General features: G+C 51.9%; 20 protein-coding genes and 1 riboswitch. Of the genes, 10 read left to right on the forward strand and 10 right to left on the reverse strand.

The window, feature by feature from the left end:
* The 3 genes from COO92_RS22180 to COO92_RS06940 all read left to right on the forward strand — a co-directional run.
* On the forward strand, positions 1-187 hold a 187-nt coding region (locus COO92_RS22180), incomplete at its 5' end, for a hypothetical protein (protein ID WP_206186372.1).
* 166 nt (positions 188-353) lie between these two features.
* Complete coding sequence (locus tag COO92_RS06935) at positions 354-1,103, forward strand: glycerophosphodiester phosphodiesterase family protein (protein ID WP_101300980.1); 750 nt, start codon at positions 354-356, stop codon at positions 1,101-1,103.
* A 118-nt stretch (positions 1,104-1,221) separates the two neighbouring features.
* Entirely contained in the window at positions 1,222-2,643 is a 1,422-nt protein-coding gene (locus tag COO92_RS06940) for an MATE family efflux transporter (RefSeq protein ID WP_101300982.1), read from the forward strand.
* Positions 2,644-2,718: 75 nt separating this feature from the next.
* Here the strand turns inward: COO92_RS06940 and COO92_RS06945 are convergent, their stop codons facing one another.
* Both COO92_RS06945 and COO92_RS06950 read right to left on the reverse strand, forming a co-directional pair.
* Entirely contained in the window at positions 2,719-3,984 is a 1,266-nt protein-coding gene (locus tag COO92_RS06945) for a hypothetical protein (RefSeq protein ID WP_101301699.1), read from the reverse strand.
* Between the two features lie 132 nt (positions 3,985-4,116).
* A complete protein-coding gene (locus COO92_RS06950) occupies positions 4,117-5,076 on the reverse strand; it encodes a helix-turn-helix transcriptional regulator (RefSeq protein WP_028791773.1) in 960 nt (319 codons plus the stop codon).
* A gap of 213 nt (positions 5,077-5,289) precedes the next feature.
* Here COO92_RS06950 and COO92_RS06955 point away from each other — a divergent pair, with 213 nt between their 5' ends.
* From COO92_RS06955 to COO92_RS06965, 3 genes are read left to right on the forward strand one after another with little or no spacing between them, the layout of a single operon-like run.
* A complete protein-coding gene (locus COO92_RS06955) occupies positions 5,290-5,766 on the forward strand; it encodes a low molecular weight protein-tyrosine-phosphatase (RefSeq protein ID WP_101300983.1) in 477 nt (158 codons plus the stop codon).
* Between the two features lie 3 nt (positions 5,767-5,769).
* A complete protein-coding gene (locus COO92_RS06960) occupies positions 5,770-6,624 on the forward strand; it encodes a fructosamine kinase family protein (RefSeq protein ID WP_101300985.1) in 855 nt (284 codons plus the stop codon).
* A 57-nt stretch (positions 6,625-6,681) separates the two neighbouring features.
* Positions 6,682-7,131, forward strand: a complete 450-nt coding sequence (locus COO92_RS06965) for a c-type cytochrome (RefSeq protein WP_133125050.1) — start codon at positions 6,682-6,684, stop codon at positions 7,129-7,131.
* A gap of 105 nt (positions 7,132-7,236) precedes the next feature.
* On the opposite strand, the gene folE is transcribed toward COO92_RS06965, so the two are convergent.
* From folE to metZ, 3 genes are all read right to left on the reverse strand, one after another.
* The gene (gene folE, locus COO92_RS06970; RefSeq protein ID WP_101300988.1) at positions 7,237-7,827 is read right to left on the reverse strand and encodes a GTP cyclohydrolase I FolE; all 591 of its coding nucleotides are present in this window, start codon (positions 7,825-7,827) and stop codon (positions 7,237-7,239) included.
* Positions 7,828-7,898: 71 nt separating this feature from the next.
* A complete protein-coding gene (gene apaG / locus COO92_RS06975; RefSeq protein ID WP_022733828.1) occupies positions 7,899-8,291 on the reverse strand; it encodes a Co2+/Mg2+ efflux protein ApaG in 393 nt (130 codons plus the stop codon).
* A gap of 216 nt (positions 8,292-8,507) precedes the next feature.
* Positions 8,508-9,710 (reverse strand): O-succinylhomoserine sulfhydrylase, encoded by a 1,203-nt coding sequence (metZ, locus tag COO92_RS06980; protein ID WP_101300989.1) that lies wholly within the window; start codon positions 9,708-9,710, stop codon positions 8,508-8,510.
* 78 nt (positions 9,711-9,788) lie between these two features.
* Positions 9,789-9,863, reverse strand: a riboswitch (SAM riboswitch).
* 216 nt (positions 9,864-10,079) lie between these two features.
* Between metZ and COO92_RS06985 the strand changes: the two genes are divergently transcribed.
* The 3 genes from COO92_RS06985 to COO92_RS06995 all read left to right on the forward strand — a co-directional run bounded on the left by COO92_RS06985 (position 10,080) and on the right by COO92_RS06995 (position 13,833).
* The gene (locus COO92_RS06985; protein WP_101300991.1) at positions 10,080-10,874 is read left to right on the forward strand and encodes a TVP38/TMEM64 family protein; all 795 of its coding nucleotides are present in this window, start codon (positions 10,080-10,082) and stop codon (positions 10,872-10,874) included.
* Entirely contained in the window at positions 10,867-12,294 is a 1,428-nt protein-coding gene (locus tag COO92_RS06990; protein WP_101300992.1) for a dihydrolipoyl dehydrogenase family protein, read from the forward strand. Before COO92_RS06985 ends, COO92_RS06990 begins: the two co-directional genes overlap by 8 nt.
* Positions 12,295-12,360: 66 nt before the next feature.
* Positions 12,361-13,833 carry a sensor histidine kinase gene (locus tag COO92_RS06995; RefSeq protein ID WP_101300993.1) on the forward strand — a complete coding sequence of 491 codons (1,473 nt, stop codon included), beginning with the start codon at positions 12,361-12,363 and terminating at the stop codon, positions 13,831-13,833.
* Between the two features lie 222 nt (positions 13,834-14,055).
* Here COO92_RS06995 and COO92_RS07000 read toward each other — a convergent pair whose 3' ends face one another.
* The 4 genes from COO92_RS07000 to COO92_RS07015 all read right to left on the reverse strand — a co-directional run bounded on the left by COO92_RS07000 (position 14,056) and on the right by COO92_RS07015 (position 17,255).
* Positions 14,056-14,664, reverse strand: coding sequence for a DNA-3-methyladenine glycosylase I (locus COO92_RS07000; protein WP_101300995.1), 609 nt, complete (start codon positions 14,662-14,664; stop codon positions 14,056-14,058).
* A gap of 3 nt (positions 14,665-14,667) precedes the next feature.
* Positions 14,668-14,955: a YciI family protein gene (locus tag COO92_RS07005; RefSeq protein ID WP_101300996.1), complete on the reverse strand. Its 288-nt coding sequence runs from the start codon at positions 14,953-14,955 to the stop codon at positions 14,668-14,670.
* Positions 14,956-15,015: 60 nt separating this feature from the next.
* On the reverse strand, positions 15,016-15,594 hold the full coding sequence (locus COO92_RS07010) for a TetR/AcrR family transcriptional regulator (protein ID WP_101300997.1): 579 nt from the start codon (positions 15,592-15,594) through the stop codon (positions 15,016-15,018).
* Positions 15,595-15,806: 212 nt separating this feature from the next.
* Positions 15,807-17,255, reverse strand: a complete 1,449-nt coding sequence (locus COO92_RS07015; RefSeq protein WP_022733836.1) for a TrkH family potassium uptake protein — start codon at positions 17,253-17,255, stop codon at positions 15,807-15,809.
* 570 nt (positions 17,256-17,825) lie between these two features.
* Between COO92_RS07015 and COO92_RS07020 the strand changes: the two genes are divergently transcribed.
* The gene (locus tag COO92_RS07020; protein WP_240626352.1) at positions 17,826-19,259 is read left to right on the forward strand and encodes a sensor domain-containing diguanylate cyclase; all 1,434 of its coding nucleotides are present in this window, start codon (positions 17,826-17,828) and stop codon (positions 19,257-19,259) included.
* Between the two features lie 86 nt (positions 19,260-19,345).
* Here COO92_RS07020 and COO92_RS07025 read toward each other — a convergent pair whose 3' ends face one another.
* Positions 19,346-20,353, reverse strand: coding sequence for an aspartate-semialdehyde dehydrogenase (locus COO92_RS07025; RefSeq protein WP_022733839.1), 1,008 nt, complete (start codon positions 20,351-20,353; stop codon positions 19,346-19,348).
* Positions 20,354-20,380: the final 27 nt, after the last annotated feature.

The following is a 20,380-nucleotide window of genomic DNA, read 5'->3' on the forward strand; positions in this document are numbered from 1 at the left end:
CAAGTTTTCTGGAGATTTTGCCCGATTGTTTTTGGCGTCTGCAAAAGGGGCGGCGCAAACCCTTGTGTTTGGGTGGTTTGGCCAAGGGTTCAGCCAAATGCATGGCATGCACCACATGTGCGCATACCGCCCCAAACCCCGGAGATTTTCAACTTTGAGCGACCAATTACAATATGGAGTCCAATGACTTCGCTGCCAATGCGCACATAGCCGCGTTCAAAACGACACAAGATTTTCGCTTTTTAACAGAAAACAACTGGCGTAAGAGACTCGTAGCAAGTTCAAGCGGCGCACCGGGCAGTGCACACTCCAATTGCCAGTGTTTTGCCGCAACATCACAAAAGGCAAAGCCCGTGTTCAAGATTCCCCACATCATCGCACATCGCGGAGCTTCGATTGAGGCCCCGGAAAATACCATTGCCGCATTCCGCGTCGCCGGTGCGCGCAATGCCAAATGGGTCGAGTGCGATGTGACACTGAGTGCCGACAATAAATGTGTCCTGATCCATGACGAGACACTTGAACGCACAACAAACGGCACGGGGCCAATTCACCAAAGCGATCTTGCCACTTTGCGCGGGCTCGATGCCGGTGCCTGGTTTTCAGATATATATAAGGGTGAACGTATTCCGACCCTGACCGATACACTTGAAACGCTGTATTTTATGGAAATGGGTGCAAACCTTGAAATCAAGCCATCGGGCTGCGATCCGGTGCGTCTATGTCATGAAGTCATTGCCGAGTTAAAGCGCGCCAAAGATCTTCCAATCCTGATTTCAAGTTTCGATGATATTGCTGTTGCCGAAATGCGTAAACATGCACCTGAAATCCCATGTGGCTGGTTGCTTGAAACGCTACCTAAGAACTGGAAAGCAGAGTACGACCGCCTCGGTGCATCCGCCATTCATATAGATCATGCCGCACTGACACCGGTAAGTGCCGCCGAGATTGTCAAAGCCGGAGTGCCGCTTGTTTGTTATACAATTAATGAGGTTGATCGTGCGCGTGAACTGTTCGCATGGGGTGTTACATCCGTAATCACCGATGATCCGGCAAAACTGATCACAGCCATCCCCCATCGACCATTGCCGTCAACACGATAACTCGACACTTAAAAAGTCGTGTCCCAAAGGGCATGATCAACCACGAACCGGCATCTCGCCACCACACCAGATTTTGATGCCTGGCTTTGCGGATATAAAATGATAAGGAAACGTTCCGATGACCATCGCCCCACAGGACGGGACACCGGCACCACCGCCTATTGAGCCAAAAGCATCCCCGACACCGCTTTATCCAAATAACCGGGTACGGCGTCACCTAAGCGAACTGTTCCGACTTGCCCTGCCAGTCACCATTGCGCGGCTTGGCATGCTGATCATGTCGGTTGTCGACACCATTGTGGTTGGTAATTACGACAGCGCGGGACTGGCCTATCTTAATGTCGCCCATGCGCCGTTCACGACCTTGATGGTGACCGGAATCGGGCTCCTGACAGGGGTGATGATCCTGACGTCGCATGCGGTCGGGCGCGACAACATGATCGAAGCCGGTCTGGTCTGGCGAAGTGCCATGCCTTATGCCGTGCTGATCGGTATTCTGTTTACGATCCTGACGTGGCAATCGCAGTGGCTGTTTATCGCGACCGGTCAGCCTGATGATATCACGCAGAATGCCGGCGAGTTGGCAATGATCCTGTCGATCGGAATGCCCGCAGCAATGATCTATATTACCTGCGCATTTTTCCTTGAAGGGTTACAGCGTCCGTTGCCCGGCATGATGATGATGATTGGTGCCAATGCGATCAATCTGGTTTTGGATTACGGTCTGGTTTACGGGGCATTTGGCCTACCGGAACTGGGTGCTGAAGGTGCAGCATGGACATCAACCGTCATCCGCTGGTTCATGGCATTCAGTTTACTGGGCTATATTCTGTTGATGAAGAGCCATAGTCTTTATGGCATTCGTAATGGGTTTTCCGGCTGGTGGCGCGCATCGCACAAGGCACGCCATCTTGGATATGCCGCCGGTGCCAGCCAGGGCATGGAAACAAGCGCGTTTGCCGCCATGCAGCTTTTTGCCGGTCGGCTGGGCGTTGTCGCGGCCGCAAGTTATGGCATTGCCATGACGATGCTGGCTTTGATGTTCATGGTTGCCCTTGGACTGGCATCGGCAACCTCTGTTCGGGTTGGCATTGCCTATGGCCGGCGCGACAGGCCTGACATGGCACTTGCCGGCTGGGTCGGACTTTTGACCACGATGGCGGTGATGTTTGTCCTAAGCGCACCGCTTTATCTTTTTCCGAATGCGGTTGCCCATCTGTTTACCAAAGATGGTGCGGTGATCCTGACGACCGTTTCGGTACTGGTTTTGATGCCGATTATTTTCCCAACCGACGGCGGGCAAAATGCGGCGATCAATGCCTTACGTGGTGCGGGGGATACGTGGGCACCGACCATACTGCATCTGGTGTCTTATCTGTGCATCATGATCCCGGTGGGATATTACCTGACATTCACGCAAGGCATGGGTGTGCCTGGCCTGTTCTGGGGCATAGTGATTGCAAGCCTTGTCGCTGTAAGCGGCCTTGCGATCCGGTTCAAGATTGTTTCAAGCCGACCGATTGCCGCCCACACGCATTAATCACGGCAAAAACAAAAATAGGTCCGCCAGCATGATACTGGCGGACCTATTTCGGTTAGGAACTGTTCTGTGCGATCAGGCACGTGCCGCATCAAATGAACGGCGTGGCATCAACACATCACAGAATGGCAAGACAAGTGTGTCAAACGCAGATGCCGCCCGGGCGGCATCAATGCGAATGATGTGCTGTTCGATATCGCGCTGAGTGGCAAGATCACTAAGCGGGGCCAGTTCGGGCAGGGCATCAACCAATGTCGCATAAAATTCCGATTGATCTTCGCGCGCCGTCCCAGCCGCAAGATTGCCAAGATGGTTATAAAGCGCCATCGCCAAGAACCAGCGACAATAGGGCATCAGACCTTGCAAGATTTCTGCGCGTTGCTGTGGCTGAACATATTGCTGAAGGTCACTGTCAAGCCAAACGGCATTTTGCACCCCGGCTACAAAGGCATTTCGCAACGCGGGATATTCATCATTAAAAAAGACAGCCGTTAGCCAAGCTGAAACATCATCAAGGGCCTTGCGGCGGGTATCAGGTGTGGCAGTGTCTGAAAAATCCAGTGCAGGCATTGGTGGTTGACCCGACATGGCAAGACTTGCCACAGCAGGATCAACCAGCGCATTGGACAGCCAAGCCTGATGCCATATGCGCATCGGGCGGAAATACGGCTCCTTTTCCGTCCCACCGGCCTCAATCCAGCTTTCAATCAGATGCGCACGGCCAAGTGCGATCCCCAACCGCAGGGCATCTTCAAACCCCATACCGTTTACGAGGAACGGCTCGCCGAGCATATCTTCAAGCAGTGGCAAAGAGGCCGCAACATGATCAGACCGAAGCCCCGCACCAAGTGGCTGATAAAATCCGGATCCATCACCATGCCCCAGAATGGCGCGTGCATGACGGGCAAAGTCACCCCAGAACACAAGCTTTACCGGTTCTGCACGCTTGCGCCACAATGGGTGGGTCACATGCCAGTTTTCTGTTTCAAATTCTGCTAGTTTTGCTGTACCGACAAGCCGTGCAAGTGGCTTGGCCACTGCCAATTCAAGGTCATCGGCCGTTCCAACATGGCCAAGCGACAGGCGCCAACCTGGTTCTTCATGCGGATGACGATCAAGCCAAAGCATCGCAAATCCCGTGGCGCCCGCACGCTGAGCAGCCGGTACCACCAGATCAAAAAACAGCGAAAGCGGGGCAGGAATTTCGGGAACCGAATGATCAACCAAACCATCCCCGACAGCCCACGTTTTGATCATGACGTCATCGGCATCTGGCCGATCGTGGAAAAAAGGCGGCAGGAAACCGGCATATTGGCCGTCGTTTTTGGATGCGTTGGTCATGGCAGCCTCGCAAACTGGAAAGATCATCCGCGCCGGGCACAGGATTGTGTGGCATGTGCGATCTGCTGATAAACAAGGATGCCAAAGGGGTCAATCATTGCCCGTTCATTGGTCATCCACGTCCAACGATGGTTACGCCCGTGTCAGTCCTGCATGCCCGTAGCTTGCTTCGCGATAGACCGACGGCGGCATGCTGGCCAACCTTCGGAAATCACGTGAAAAATGCGCATTGTCGGTAAACCCGCACCAAAAGCCGATTTCACCAACGGATAATGTCGTCCCGCACAGAAGACGACATGCTTCGCGCACCCGAACAAGACGCAGCAAATCGGAAAAACGACTGTTGGCATATTGCAGACGACGCTGCAGCGTCCGACCAGACGTATCAAGAGCAGCCGCCACATCGTCAATCGTCCAGCTTCGCCCGATGTCCTGCTCAAGAATGGTACAGAGCTGCTGGACAATGGGGCGCTGTGCAGAAATAGAAGGCGCCGTTCCGGGCATATTGGCCATAAACGGATAAGAGGAGGAAACCGGTTCGAAACTTTTCCAAGTAATGCGAAACCGCAAACCGCGCCCATTGAACTTAAATTTCTCACTCAGACGTCCGTTGCGCATGACCGACACAGCAGGCCCGTGACTTGGCAAAATCGTACTATCAATGAAATCGGCCCCGACGGCCTCAAGCAACCCGATCAGGAACCCGTGCAACAACAGGTTTTCAACCCGTGCCGGGGGCTGCCCACGCACAACACCGCGATGAAAGGTCATGGACTTCCCCGTGACCTGATAGTCGCTTCGCGCGCGTGCATGGGAATATCCTTCGAGCCTACGCCAGCGATCCGCAATCATGCCCGGTGTTGCAACATGGCGCAGCATGGTCAGGATCGGCGCCTGTTCCTTGGCCGCAAGATGCCGCCCAAGGCGCACAAGCACTGCCGGACCATTTGCCTCTTCGAGTGACAGCATGATACTGCGCAATTTGGCAGACGTAACCACCGTCCCCGCCGGCACAAGATCATAACCGCGCGGCAACCACGCCAACTGGCGGATCAACGCAACGTGCAACCCGAATGAAACAAATTCCTGCATAAAACAGTACCAAAATTCAAAATATGGCGTGATCATACAAACTAATTATATGGCTGTCAGGGTCAGATTGGAAATGTCACGAAGCTGTTACATTGCAAGATTGCTGCGACTGCGAAATCAGCGTTATGGTTTTCACCACCCCAAGCAGCCATTGCCTCACATTCCGGCGCATGTCAGTCTTGCGCTTTCCCAATCAAAATTGCTGGATAGCACGTGATCAAGGTTCTTTTTGTATGTACTGGCAACATCTGCCGCTCGCCCACCGCAGATGGCGTGTTTACGGACATGGTTGCAGCGGCCGGTCTGTCTGAGCAGGTTACAGTCGATAGCTGCGGGCTTTCGGCCTATCACGTTGGCGAATTGCCCGACACACGGTCACACCAAATGGCTCAAAGCCGGGGGTACGATCTTGGCCATATACGGTCGCGCAAAATCAAACCCGGCGACTACACAGAGTTTGACTATATTCTGGCCATGGATGACGGGCACTTGCGCGATATGCGCCGTCAGGCCCCTTCGGCAAGTCAGCAGAAACTAAAACTATTTTTGGATTACCACCCAAAACTGTCCGGTCAAAGTGTTCCCGACCCCTATTACGGTGGCCCGAACGGCTTCACTGATGTCTTTGATATGATCGAAGAAACATCTCGTCGCCTGTTGGCCCATATCCGCGATCAACACGGTATTTGATCCATGACCGATCCGATCTTGTCTCAACGGATCACGGATTTGACCGGGGCGAAAATCATTGCCCGATCACACCTGTCGGGCGGATGTGTTGCCAAGGTTATGCGGGTTGATCTAGATAACGGCCAGGCACTGGTTATTAAGGCGGGTGCCAACGCCAATCTGGATATAGAAGCCGCAATGCTGCGGTATCTGACAGACCATTCCCCCATTCGAAGCCCGAATGTACTGTATGGCGATTCTGGCTGTCTGGTGATGGATTTTATTGCCAACAATGGTCAGATGTCTGGATCAGTACAACGTGATTTGGCCAGACAGCTTGCCACACAACATGCAGTAACAGCCGATCAATATGGATTGTCTTTTGACACATTGATTGGCGGACTGCATCAGCCAAACACCCAGAGCAAAAGCTGGGTCACGTTTTTTGGCGAACATCGACTTCGATATATGGCAACGGTTGCCCATCAGGAAGGTCATTTGCCCACACGTTTGGTAAACCGGATTGATAAGCTGATTGTAAAACTTGGCGATCTGATCGCGGATAAACCAGCAGCATCCATGCTGCATGGTGATCTGTGGGGCGGAAACATTCTGTGTCACGACGGCAAGATCGCAGGCCTTATTGATCCGGCGATCTATTATGGCGACCGTGAAATCGAACTTGCCTTTGGCACATTGTTCGGGGATCTGACGCCGGAATTTTTCGAACAATACAGTGAGGTGAGCAAGATTGAACCGGGCTTCTTCGAGGAACGCCGGGATTTGTATAATCTTTATCCATTATTGGTGCATGTTCGTTTATTTGGTGGATCTTATGTCGATACCGTTGACCAAACTCTTTCGCGATTTGGGGTATAAGCTGCCAAAATCCTTATTAAACACACACAATGACAAAAGAAGCAGGGGACAAGAGAGTTGAGAATTTTTATCGGGGCGGTCATAGCCCTTACAATGACGGCAAGCATCACCGCCATTGCCCATGAAGGTGCGACGGGCGTGCTCAAGGAACGCATGGACGGCATGAAGGCAATTGGTCAGCAGGTCAAGATCATGGTGCCAATGATGAAAGGCACCTTACCCTATGACCCTGCGACGGTTGCCAAATCGGCAAGCATCATCGAATCCCATGCGGGCGAAACCTTTACCAAGCTTTTCCCCGAAGGAAGTGACAAACACCCGTCCGAAGCTCTGCCTGAAATCTGGGACGACTGGTCAAAATTCACAGGTTTGGCTTCGCAACTTGAAAGCAACGCCGCGGCACTTAAAACCGTTGCGGCCAATAATGGCTCGGAAGATGACTTCAAAGGTGCGTTGGGCAACGTGCTTAAGACATGCAAATCCTGTCATAGCAATTTCCGCGAATAAGTCAGGCAGCCCTATAAATAGCGGGTTATCTAATCGATCTTGCAAAATTAAAGGCCGCAGCATGATGCTGCGGCCTTTGTCATTCAAATCGATCTGATCAACCGATTATCGACCGATCATAGCAAAGAATTCACGGCGTGTGATTGGATCATCGCGAAACGCGCCAAGCATACGGCTGGTCACCATGGACACACCGGTTTGATGGACACCACGTGTGCTCATGCATTGATGGTTGGCATCAATCACAACAGCCACACCAAGCGGGTCCAGTTCTTCCTGAATAGTGTTGGCAACCTGTGCGGTCATCTTTTCCTGAATCTGCAGGCGCTTGGAATACACTTCGACCACGCGGGCAAGTTTTGAAATCCCCACAACCCGTTTGCGCGGCAAATACGCAACATGGGCAACCCCGATGATAGGGACCATGTGGTGTTCACAATAAGATTCGACACGGATATCGCGCAGCACGACCATTTCGTCATAGCCGTCGGTTTCTTCAAAGGTACGGCGCAAGATTTCCGCCGGGTCCTGCTGATAACCGGCAAAAAACTCGCCATAGGAGCGCGCCACGCGGTCCGGCGTTCCAAGCAGACCTTCGCGCTCGGGATCATCTCCTGCCCAACGAAGAAGGGTGCGAACGGCTTCTTCTGCTTCTTCACGTGTCGGACGTTTTACCGCACTGTGTTCGCTGCACATACTAAATCCTTTTTATCTTTTCCTTGCGGGATTGCATCCCGGCTTGGTGGGGCTCCTGACCCGCACTTATATCAATTTACCGTATGTTGCCCATGGGGGCTGTCGAGTGAAAAGGCCGGAATCTGAATATCAAAATGATTCCCGTCCATATCTGTCATCTCGTAAGTCCCGACCATAAAGCCACTCGGCGTGGCCAATGGCGCGCCACTTGTGTAATTAAAGCTCTCGCCCTCGGCCAACACCGGTTGCTCCCCGATGACGCCGGGACCTTTGACTTCCTGAGTCTCTCCGCGTGAGTCAGTGATACGCCAGTAGCGGTTCAGCAACTGCACGGTTTTTGATCCCAGATTTTCAATCTCAATCCGATAGGCCCAGATATAACGATGGGTGTCCGGATCGGACTGGTCTTCAAGGAATACGGGCTGTACCGAAACCTTGATTTCGTTGGTCACGGTTGAATACATGCAATTCTCCAGGCCAATTTATTTCCAGTCCATCTTCCTCAGCCAAGATCACTGTTGATGACGCATATGTAGACAGTTCAGAGCCACAGTGCCAGATACCTGACATAATTTGCTTAGCTGTTTCGTGCACAGACCAAAATTATGGCCCGAAACGAACCGGCCCGCACTGTTTTGTACGGGCCGAATTACGAAAAGTTCAACACATACTGCCAGCCACTAAACGGCCAAAGCGGCAAGCAAGTCTTCTTTAAGGTCGTCGACATCTTCTAGACCAACCGAAAGGCGCAGCATGCCTTCGGTAATGCCCATGACCACCTTGTCCTCGGCCGGGACGCGCTGATGCGTTGTCGTCCAAGGATGAGTCGCAAGACTTTTGGCGTCTCCGAGGTTGTTGGAGATATCAATCAGCTTGAGGTTATCAAGCAGCGAAAACGCCGCCGCCTTGCCCCCTGCAAGTTCGACCGCAATAAGCCCGCCACCGCGACCTGACATTTGTTTCATCGCCAGTTCATGCTGTGGATGGCTTTTGAGTGCTGGATATATAACGCGCGACACACTCGGCTGTTCCGACAGGAATTCGGCCAAGGCGGTTGCATTGCGAATATGTTGATCGACACGCAGGCTAAGCGTTTCAAGCCCCTTAAGCAGAACCCATGCGTTGAACGGGCTCATGCTTGGGCCGGTGTGACGCAGGAATGTTGTCAAATGATCATCATGCCATTCCTTGTCATTAAACAGAATGGCACCGCCAAGACACCGTCCCTGACCATCAATGTGTTTCGTTGCCGAATACACAACAATATCAGCACCAAGCTCCATCGGCTTTTGCAGGACCGGGGTAGCAAAAACGTTGTCGACAACCACCTTTGCCCCAGCCTTATGCGCCAGATCGGCAACGAAGGCGATATCAATGACTTCAAGTGTCGGATTGGATGGTGTTTCAATGAACACGGCATCTGCCGGCTTGGACAATGCCTTTTCCCAAGCAGCATGATCGGTGCCATCAACCAGTTCGGTTTCAACACCAAATCGCGGCAAAAGCGTTGTCAAAATGAACTCGCACGACCCAAACAGTGCGCGCGAACCAATCACGCGGCCACCCGCCTTGGTGCATGCGATCAACGCATTCCAAACCGCCGACATGCCCGACGCAGTTGCGCGGCAATATTTTGCCCCCTCAATCAGAGCAAGGCGTTCTTCGAACATCCCGACGGTCGGGTTGGCGAAACGTGAATACACAAACCGTTCCGGTCCGCTGCCATCAAAGGAGGCCTCAGCCTCGGCAGCACTTTCGTAAACATAGCCGGAATTCATGAAGATGGCCTCAGAGGTCTCGCAGAAACCACTTCGTTCGGTTCCACCCCGGACAGAACGGGTTGCTGCGCGCCAGTTATCTGAAGCCTTTTTTTCGGTCGTCATCGTCTTGCTCCTACATGCCCGGTCATATTGGTATGATCCGGACACAAAAAAACCCTGACCGGCATGAATGGGTCAGGGCCGAAGCCATGTATCCCCTCTTTAGCGATTTTTTACGTGGTCGCAAGCCGGTCGACAAATCCCACGAAGGGCCAGACGATACGACCAGACTTTCGTAAGGTCAAGAACCTCTGACTGCTCAATTTTGCGCAGAGGCATGTCAGATGACAAAGTAACCGGCTAACAAACGGTTCACGCAATGGTGAAAGCAGTTCAGAAGCCACGGACAAGATTTCGTTCTAATCTGCTGGAAATTAATGCAATCCTGTATTTGAGGTTTTGCGCCCCAGTTTATGCAAATGCGTGAAACGAATGACCAAGACCAGCTCAATGGCGTCTGATTTGACCGATAAAAAATCCACCCAAACACCAGCCCCCCAATCTGGTGCGAAACCAATTTGGCGCAAACTATGGCCTATTGCGATCTTGCTTGCAGGATTGGGAGTTGCCTGGTCTACTGGGGTTCTTGATTTTCTGTCATTTGATACCCTGCGCGAAAACCGCGATATTTTGCGTGACTTTGTCACCAGTAATCCAGTTTCAAGCGTCATAACGTTTATGGCTATTTATGCCGTTTCGGTCGCACTTTCCTTGCCAATCGGATCTCTTTTGACGATTGCGGGCGGCTTTATGTTTGGTGTCTGGCTTGGCACCGCCTATGTCGTGATCGCAGCGACCCTTGGCGCGGTCATTGTTTATCTTGCAGCACGCTATGCGCTTTATGATCTGATGCATGCCAAGGCAGGCAACGCCATCCGCAAGATGGAAAAGGGCTTTGCCGAAGATGCCTTAAGCTATCTTATGGTCCTTCGTCTGATCCCGATCTTCCCGTTCTGGCTGGTGAACCTCGTCCCGGCCCTTTTGGGAGTCAAAATACGATCCTTTGTGCTCGGTACGATCGTTGGCATCATCCCGGGCACATTTGTTTATGTTTCAATCGGTGATGGGTTGGGTGCACTGTTTGATCAGGGCAAAACACCCGATCTGGGTGTTATCTTCGAACCCCGGATTCTAACCCCGATCATTGGCCTTGCCGTTTTGGCAATGCTGCCCGTTGCCTATAAAAAACTCCGCAAAAACAAGAACAGGTTCCCATCCAATGAGTGATGTCATCAAAACCGATATCTGTGTCATTGGCGCAGGGTCTGGCGGGCTTTCAGTTGCCGCCGGTGCCGTGCAAATGGGGGCAGATGTCGTCCTTATTGAAAAGGGCAAAATGGGCGGCGATTGCCTTAATACCGGGTGTATTCCGTCCAAGGCGCTGCTGGCAGCCGGTCACGCGGCACATAACGCCAGAACCGCATCGCGATTTGGCATTTCAACCGGACCAGTCGACGTTGATTTCGCCAAGGCGATGGATCATGTGCACAGCGTGATCGCCGGAATTGCCCCCCATGATTCGGTTGCACGGTTCGAAGACCTTGGATGCACCGTCATTCAGGGCGAGGCAAAATTCACCTCCCCGCGTGAACTCGTTGCCGATGGCAAAACCATACAGGCCAAGCGATTTGTCATTGCCACAGGATCACGTGCGGCCATTCCGCCAATCGACGGATTGGAAAACGTTTCCTACCTTACCAATGAAACCATCTTTGAAAACAAAACATGCCCCGATCATTTGATCATCATCGGTGGCGGTCCCATCGGACTTGAAATGGCGCAGGCCCATCGGCAACTGGGCGCAAAGGTCACCATCATTGAGATGATGACGATCCTGCCCAAAGACGATCATGATATGGTTGATGTGGTCCGTACCGAGATTGAAGCATCGGGGGTCAGCCTTTACGAAAACGCCAAAACTCAACGGGTCGAATTGAACGGCAATCAAATCCGTGTCGTGATCGAACAAAACGGTGCCGATATCACCATCGAAGGCAGCCACCTGTTACTGGCAACAGGACGCGCGCCAAACGTTGAGAACCTCGGCCTTGATGATGCCGGCGTTGCTTTTGATCGACGGGGTATTGAGGTTGATGCGCGCTTACGCACAACAAACCGGAAAATATTTGCTATCGGCGATGTTACAGGCGGACTGCAGTTTACCCATATGGCGGGATATGACGCGGGCATTGTCATTCGCAATGCCCTCTTCCGTCTACCCGCAAAGGTTAACCACAGTGCGGTGCCGTGGGTGACTTATACCAGCCCGGAACTTGCCCAAGTGGGCCTGAATGAAACAGCTGCACGTGAAAAATTTGGCGATAACATTCGGGTTGTAACTTGGGACTACGCAGAAAATGACCGCGCGCGAGCTGAAGATGCGACAATCGGCTTTATCAAAGTCATCACCACCCCGAAGGGTCGCATTCTCGGGGCTGGCATTGTCGGGCGTCAGGCCGGGGAATTGATTGGCATCTGGACGTTGGCGATTTCGCAAAAAATGAAAATAGGTGCAATGGCTGGCGTTATTGCCCCTTACCCAACCCTTGGCGAGCTTTCAAAACGTGCTGCCGGTGCGTGGTACACGCCCAGCCTGTTTAGCGAGAAAACGCGCAAGATTGTTCGGTTCCTGTTGAAGCTTGGATAAAACACTGTTTGTCCCCAAGTTTCTGTATCTCTGTACATTTTTGATCGTCTCTGGCTAACATTCCCTATGGAAAGACCGCATCTTAAACTGCCCCCATGGGCCAAATCGCTGTCGGCACGCTTGCTCGTGCTGACGGTCAGTTTTGTGATGCTCGCAGAAGTCTTCGTTTTTGCCCCGTCGGTTGCACGTTTTCGCATCGACTGGCTAGAAGCCCATCTTGATTCCGCGTATCTGGCCGCCCTTGCGCTGGAGGCAACCCCAGATCAAATGATCCCCGATGATCTGGAAAAAGAACTGCTGTCCAATGCCGGGATCGAAGCCGTCATCCTGCGGCGCGAAGATCGTAAATTGCTGCTGCAGCGTGACGATATGCCCGCAAAGATCGACAAGGATGTCGATTTAACCAGCTTTTCCATTCCGATGGCCTTGCTCGAAGGGTTTTCCACCCTGACCCAAACCGGTAACCGGATGCTGCGTGTTATCGGCATGCCGTCCATGGCCCCGACTTTCGAAATCGAGATCCTGGTTCATGAAAAAAACCTGACTGAGGCAATGCGCGATTTTGGCTGGCGGGTCATGGGATTGTCTTTGATGATTTCGTTCTTTACCGCCGGGCTGGTTTATTTTGCGCTTAATCGCATGATGGTTCTGCCTATGCGGACATTAACCCGCGACATGATCCGTTTTCGTGAAACACCGCAGGATAAAAGTGCTGTTATCGATCCGGGCCATCGGGATGACGAAATCGGTGTCGCCCGTCAGGAACTGGCAAGTATGCAGCAAGACCTGCAAGCCATGCTTAATCAACGAAGAAGACTGGCCGCACTTGGTACGGCGGCCACAAAGATCAGCCATGATCTGCGTAACGCATTGGCCACATCAATGTTGATGACCGAACAGCTTGCCAAAAGTCAGGATGACGAAGTCCGCGCGGTTGTGCCACGCTTGTTGTCATCGATGGAAAGGGCGGTCTACATCAGCGAACAGACATTGTCCTTTGCGCGTGAAACTCCGCCACCGCGTGATTTGGTGAAATTCACACTTGTCGAACTGATCGAAGAAATCCGCGATCAGATTTTGCTGCAAAAATCCGACCCACTTTTGGACGGCGCAACCGAGAGTGAAACGAAACTGTCGCTGCCGTGCACGGCACAGGTCGACATTGATCTGCCCGACGATGTCATGCTTGAAGCAGATTATGACATGCTGTTTCGCGCCTTTAGCAATCTGATGCGCAACCCGCTAGAAGCTGGTGCCGACACTGTATGGGTGTCGGTCCAAAAGGTACACGGTAACAGTCAATCCATCCAAGACGGCCATTTCATTGAGGTTTTGATCTCTGATAACGGACCGGGATTGGCCGAGAAGGCGATCAAGAACCTGTTCATCCCGTTTGCAGCCAGCGGTCGCCAAGGGGGCACTGGACTTGGTCTTGCCATCGCACGGGAATTGATCGCTGTTCACAATGGCGATCTTCGTCTTGCGGCAACAGGACCAGATGGCGCGATATTCTGTGTGAAACTGCCTGTTTCTTCCTGATTTTGTGGTGCGGCCAATCGTACCACACAGGATTAATAGTTTTAAACTATCATAATTTAAATAATATTCGATTTTACCTTTTATGACTGATTTGGCACCTTGGTTTTAAGGCGATGCCGGGCCAAAATCCCGATCCCCGATCCGCTCCTGACCCAAGGTCCGGTATCGCCTGACTTACTTTCCCTCAGCCATACCACCCAACGAAATCATCCCGGCACGCCATCAGACCGGACGCACAAATGAACGTCGAATATCGTCGATTTCGGGTCGCAGATAACACCCGTCGGCATGATCATTGATCAGTCCCATAGCCTGCATGAAGGCAAAGACAGTGGTCGGGCCAACAAATTTCCATCCGCGTTTTTTTAAATCCTTGGACAAGGCAATGGATGTTGGGGACGTCGACATCGTTTGTGGAATGGCAATCTCATCGGCGTCTGGTTCAAATCGCCAGAAATAGGCTGCCAATGATCCTTCGCGTTCGATCATTTCACAGGCGCGTTTGGCATTATTGATGGCCGCTTCAATCTTGCCGCGATGTCGAATAATACCTGCATCTTGCAACAATCGTTCGACATCTTTGTCGTCAAACGTCGCAAGCTTGTGAAAGTCAAAGCCCTCAAAAGCCGCGCGAAAGTTCTCACGCTTGGTCAGGATCGTGCGCCAGCTTAATCCCGACTGAAATCCTTCCAGACAGATTTTCTCAAACAGCCGACGATCATCTGTTACTGGAAAGCCCCATTCCGTATCGTGATAAGCGTTGAATTCCGGCGCAGAATCGCACCATGCACAACGGCACTTTCCGTCCGTACCGATTGTTGTTTTGCTCATGGCTCACCCCATCAGAAAGCTAAGGCGTTCATCTGCCCGCGCCGGTGTGATCTCAAGAATTTCCGCCGTTACAATCCCTTCAACAACAAACGGATCATTCTTGACGCGGGCTTCAAGCGCGTCGCGCGCTATCGCATGCGCAAGGATCGCACCTCCCATATTGGGCTGCAAACTTCCCACCATAAGAAACACCCCGTCATCAAACCCCTGCTTGATCCAGGCCTTATGCCCATCCATGAATTCGGGCGCCCTTGCACGGTGCTCCGCGAACCTCAAAAAGACAGTGAACATGGTTTTCTCCCTGTTTTGATCATTAATATCAACAGAATGAGGGTGTGGTGTACAGTTAGGTCAGTACTTTCGAACCGACGCTATCTGTTCATCAAGCCAGAGACACATCAGCTCTACTTCGCTGCGCAAGAAAACATCATCGTTAAAGGCATTGGCGAGGGCTGCTACACCCTGACTGCGACCAAGAATGTGCATGGCAAGAAAATCTGACCTTCCAGCAAATCCCAGCCGCTCGAATTGCCGACTGAGCCAGCTTCGAAACAGGGTAAAGAGCGATGCGGCATCGCTTTGTGCCGCATGGTTCAGTTTCGCCAGCTCTGATGATAGCGTTCCAACCGGACATCCGAATTTTCGGATTTTCTCACCGTTGACGATCAGGATGTGGATAAAACTACGGATGCGGTCCGCCGGGTCATCACCCTCAATCTCCCAACGATCAAGCATCTGTTCGGTATTGGCCAAACGATGGTTGATAACACCATCAAGGATGTCGTCCTTGGTTTTGAAATGATGGTAAAAATTTCCCCGCGAGATACCGACAGCCAATGCAATATCGGCAAACGAAGTCGCCTCAAACCCCTGTTGATAAAACAGAATATCCGCTGTTTTGATGATCCGGTCCCGGGTCGCGATAGCCATTCGAAAATTCCTAACCAACTCATACCTGCAATGAATGCCTGATGCCCTTAACTCACAGTCACCAGCATTACCCGCCTAGGACAATCGCCCTAAACGCAAAATTAGGTCAAATGCCCTACTTTGTCAATTCCGCATAATGAAAGCCTCGTCAGGTAAACTATCTGACGAGGCTTTGGATTAATAAAGACATGATGTTTTAAGCTGAAGCGGTCCTAATCCCGCCAGAAAGCCGGGAACAACAGCACGAGAACGGTAAAGACTTCCAATCGCCCGATCAGCATCCCGATCGACATCAACCATTTCGCACCATCGGGCAGTGTCGCAAAATTCCCCGACGGACCAACAATCGGCCCCAGTCCCGGCCCCACATTGGCAATCGCAGTCCCTGCACTGGAAACAGCCGTGATGAAATCAAGCCCCATTGCACCAAGGCCCGCTGCCAGCACGATAAAGCAGAAGACAAACAGAAAGAAGAAGCTCAAAACAGATTCAGTAACGTCTTCGGACAGCGGTTTACGGTTATAATAAGCAATGAAAACGCCGTGCGGACGCAGCATGTGCGACAGCTGAATTTTTGCGATTTCATACAAAACCTGCAGGCGGAAAATCTTAACCCCGCATGTGGTCGATCCGGCACAGCCACCGATAAACATCACAAAGAAAAATACCGTGACGGCAAACGGGCCCCAAAGACCGTAATCGGTCGTGGCATAGCCCGTTCCGGTCATGACGGACACAATATTGAACGACGTATAGCGCAATGCGGTCAGGAATGGCACGGCATTCGTTTCTGAATGCCAAAAGGCAAGACCAAGAATAATCGAGGACGCGATGGTGATGAACCAGCGCACCTGACTATCGCGAAAAAGTGCTCTTCCGCGTCCGCGCAACATCTGAAGATACAAAATGAACGGCAACGCCCCCGTCGCCATGCCAAGGGTGATGATGACATCAATCGCCGCACTATCAAAATGCCCAACCGATGCATCCTTGGTCGAAAAGCCGCCGGTGGCAATGGTCGTCATCGCATGGGCAATCGCATCAAATTGCGACATCCCTGCCCACCAAAGCATGATGGCCCAAAGCGCGGTAAAACTGAGATATAGAACCGCAATGCCCATGGCAATCTGGGTTGCACGCGGAAAGGCCTTGTCGGACTTGTCCGAGTTTTCCATGCGGAAAAGCTGCATACCACCAACACGCAGCATCGGCATCACAGCAATGGCCATCACAATGATCCCGATCCCGCCAAGCCACTGCAAAAGCGCACGCCACAACAAAATCCCCTGCGGGGCAGTATCAAGACCGACAATCACCGTCGATCCCGTGGTTGAAATGCCTGACATCGCTTCAAAAAATGCATCGGTGTAGGACATATCAAGATCAGAAAAAGCAAATGGCAGGGCCGATGCCGCCGTGAGAACCAGCCAACTTAACGTCGTCAGGATAAAAGCCTGACGCGAGTTGATTTTAAGGTTCTCCATCCGGTTCATCATGATCAGCGCCCCGCCCACGAACAGCGACACAAAGGATGCCGCCGAAAACACGAGCCAATCCGACTGACCATAATAAAGGTCAACCAGTGCAGGAACGAACATGCCCACTGCCAGCGTACAAAGCAGAATGCCAATGATGAAAAGAATGGGACGGAAATCGATCAATGAAACGCCTCTTGGCATGTTTGCCGCGCTGTTCTACCTCGTGGGCAGGACGGCCTGATGTCTTTGCTGTTGTATCTTGCCAGAGCACTGCATACCCGAAATTGCGGCTGTGATGTACCCTCTTCGTCATATGCTGCGGAATTCTTGGCACATGCGGGAAGAAAGTCCAGACCTTTTCAGTCATCTTATTTGGATCTAAAAGCGCAATCATGCGTGGAAAACAGCCGTTTCTGGGTTGGCTTCACGTATGATCACCATTGTACTGACGATTGCCCGATCAGGCATCCAGCTGACGAAGACTATTGACCACAGCATGACAGCAAAGCCATTACTTTCCGATACTGATCGCAATTAACCGCATATCATTTAAAATCACGAGGATCTGAACCCAATTGACTGACTGGGTAGTTTTTCGCATCCACATGTTCCACCCGAACGACAATCGAGAAGCCGAACCAATTCGGACGATGCAATCGTGTTTGATTTGCCCTACATTACAAACGTCAAATTTGCCGCAGAAAACAAATTAACGGCGGCACAAGCCATTGCTTTCTTTGGGGGCTTTCCATTTTGGGAAAGAAATTATACTTCGCAATTGTCCTGTGTCTCCTGCTGGCGACCGGTTTTCTGACGACAAGTTTTGTCAGTTTCCATGTTGCGCGCGAATCTGTTGAAGAACAGATTTCCGAAACCACATTGCCCCTTACCAGCGACAACATTTATTCCGAAATACAGCGCGATCTTCTGCAGCCGATTTTCATTTCATCGCTAATGGCGCATGACACATTTGTCCGCGACTGGGCGTTGGCTGGTGAACAGGATAACGACAAGATCATCAAGTATCTGGGCGAAATCCAAAACCGATACGATACGATTACGTCATATTTCATCTCCGAAAAAACCCGCAATTATTACCATCCGAGCGGGGTCATCAAAAAAATCAGCGAAGAAGACCCAGCCGACGTTTGGTATTTTCAGGCGCGCGACGACATCAAACCCTATGAAGTCAATATCGACAGCGATACCGTCGACCGGTCCCGCCTGACCATTTTTGTCAATTATCAGGTGCGTGATTACGATGGGAATGTCATTGGCGTCACAGGCGTCGGATTGTCGCTAACAGCGGTCACAAACCTGATTGAAACCTATCAAAAGCGATATGGTCGCACGATTTATTTCGTAGACCGCGAAGGCAAAGTGACCCTTAACGGAAGTGGTTTCGGAACTGCGAATTCGCTCCATGAACGTCGCGGCATGCGCTATCACGCGACCCAAATCTTGACCGCACCCGGGTCGTCGATTTCATATGAGGAAGACGGCGCAACTTACTTCGTCAACAGCCGCCTGGTGCCTGAATTTGGCTGGCTTCTGATCGTTGAACAAAACGATTTTGTCGCGAATGAGCGTATCCAGAACACGCTGCTGATCAATATTGCCATTTCACTTCTGATTACAGTTATCGTCGGGCTCGCCGCCTATCTGACAATTCGAAATTATCAGAACCGCCTCGAAGAACTGGCATCACGCGACAAACTTACAGGCAGCTATAACCGGCAAGTGTTTGACATGCTTTTTGACACCACCCGGAAAAACTGCAAACGCCAGACAAAACCGCTGTCGGTGATGACTTTCGATCTTGATGACTTCAAGGGGATCAATGATGCTTATGGCCATCCGGGCGGGGATGCGGTCCTGCGTGAGGTCCTGACCAACATCCGAACCGCCGTGCGGGAGTCTGATATTGTTTGTCGCTGGGGTGGTGACGAGTTTGTTATTTTGTTCCCGGAGATGGATCGACAGGACGCGCTGACTAAGGCACGCGATCTGGCCGATCACGTCCGCAATTCACCCATACGGTTCGGTCGTGAAGAAATCACCATGACCATCAGCGCCGGTGTCACCGAATATCGCGACGGCGAAGACATCGATACCTTGATGATGCGGGTCGACAATGCGCTTTACACGGCCAAGGCGACCGGGCCGGATCATATTTCGCTGGCATGATTTGACTGATCCACCAGACGATCTAAATCGAAAAAACGGCCCCGAAATATCGGGGCCGTTTTGCATTCTCGTCCAAACCTGTTGGCTTAGTCCGCGATCGATGCTTCTGCGATCTGGACAGCATTCAAAGCCGCACCTTTAAGCAGCTGATCACCGGCTACAAACAGTTCCAGACCATGATCACCAAAGATCAGGTTCGTACGGATACGACCCACCTCGACGTCATACTGTTCTGTCGCGGTCAACGGCATCGGGTATTTGTTGTTGGCCGGATCATCAACAAGCTTCACACCCTTGGCTTTCGCCAAAACTTCACGCGCCGCATCCGGGGTGACAACCTTTTCGGTTTCAATCACGATAGACTCGGAATGGGTACGCTCGGTCGGGATACGCACTGCCGTGCATGAAATCGGTAGATCAGGCGTACCAAAGATTTTCCGGGTTTCCCAGGTTACCTTCATTTCTTCGCGCGTGTAGCCATTTTCCTGGAAGGTATCAATGTGCGGAATGACGTTGAAAGCCAGCGGCGAGGAGAAAACCTCTGCCGGAATTGGCTTACCTGCCAAACCGGCAGCAAGCCCTTCACGCAGCTCGTTCATACCCGGCTGCCCGGAACCCGAAGCGGCCTGATAGGTTGAAACGATGACTTTCTTCAAGCCAAACGCCTGATGCAGCGGCCAAAGTGCCACCGCGGCAATCGCCGTGGTGCAATTTGGGTTCGCAATCAGCTTTGCCGTCTTGGCCAGATGACCATTGATTTCCGGCACGATCAGCGGAACATCGTCATTCAAACGGAATGCCGAGGAGTTATCAATCACCAACGCACCTTCGGCAATTTTCGGCCCATATTCCTTGGCAAAATCACCCGAAACAGCAAGGAAGACAATGTCACACTGTTTGGCTTCTTCGACAGAAAACAGCGCGACGGTCTTAGTCCCGAACTTAGTCTCCACGGTCTTGCCTGCGGAACGCTCGGACGCGAACAGGGTGAGTTCACCTACAGGGAAGTTACGATCAAACATAACGTTGATCAGCTCGACGCCAACCGCACCGGTTGCGCCGATTACACCGACATGGAGATTTTCGGCACTCATAATAATTGTCTAACCTCGTATAAAAAT

The organism is Thalassospira lohafexi, from assembly GCF_002844275.1.
Classification (GTDB): domain Bacteria; phylum Pseudomonadota; class Alphaproteobacteria; order Rhodospirillales; family Thalassospiraceae; genus Thalassospira; species Thalassospira lohafexi.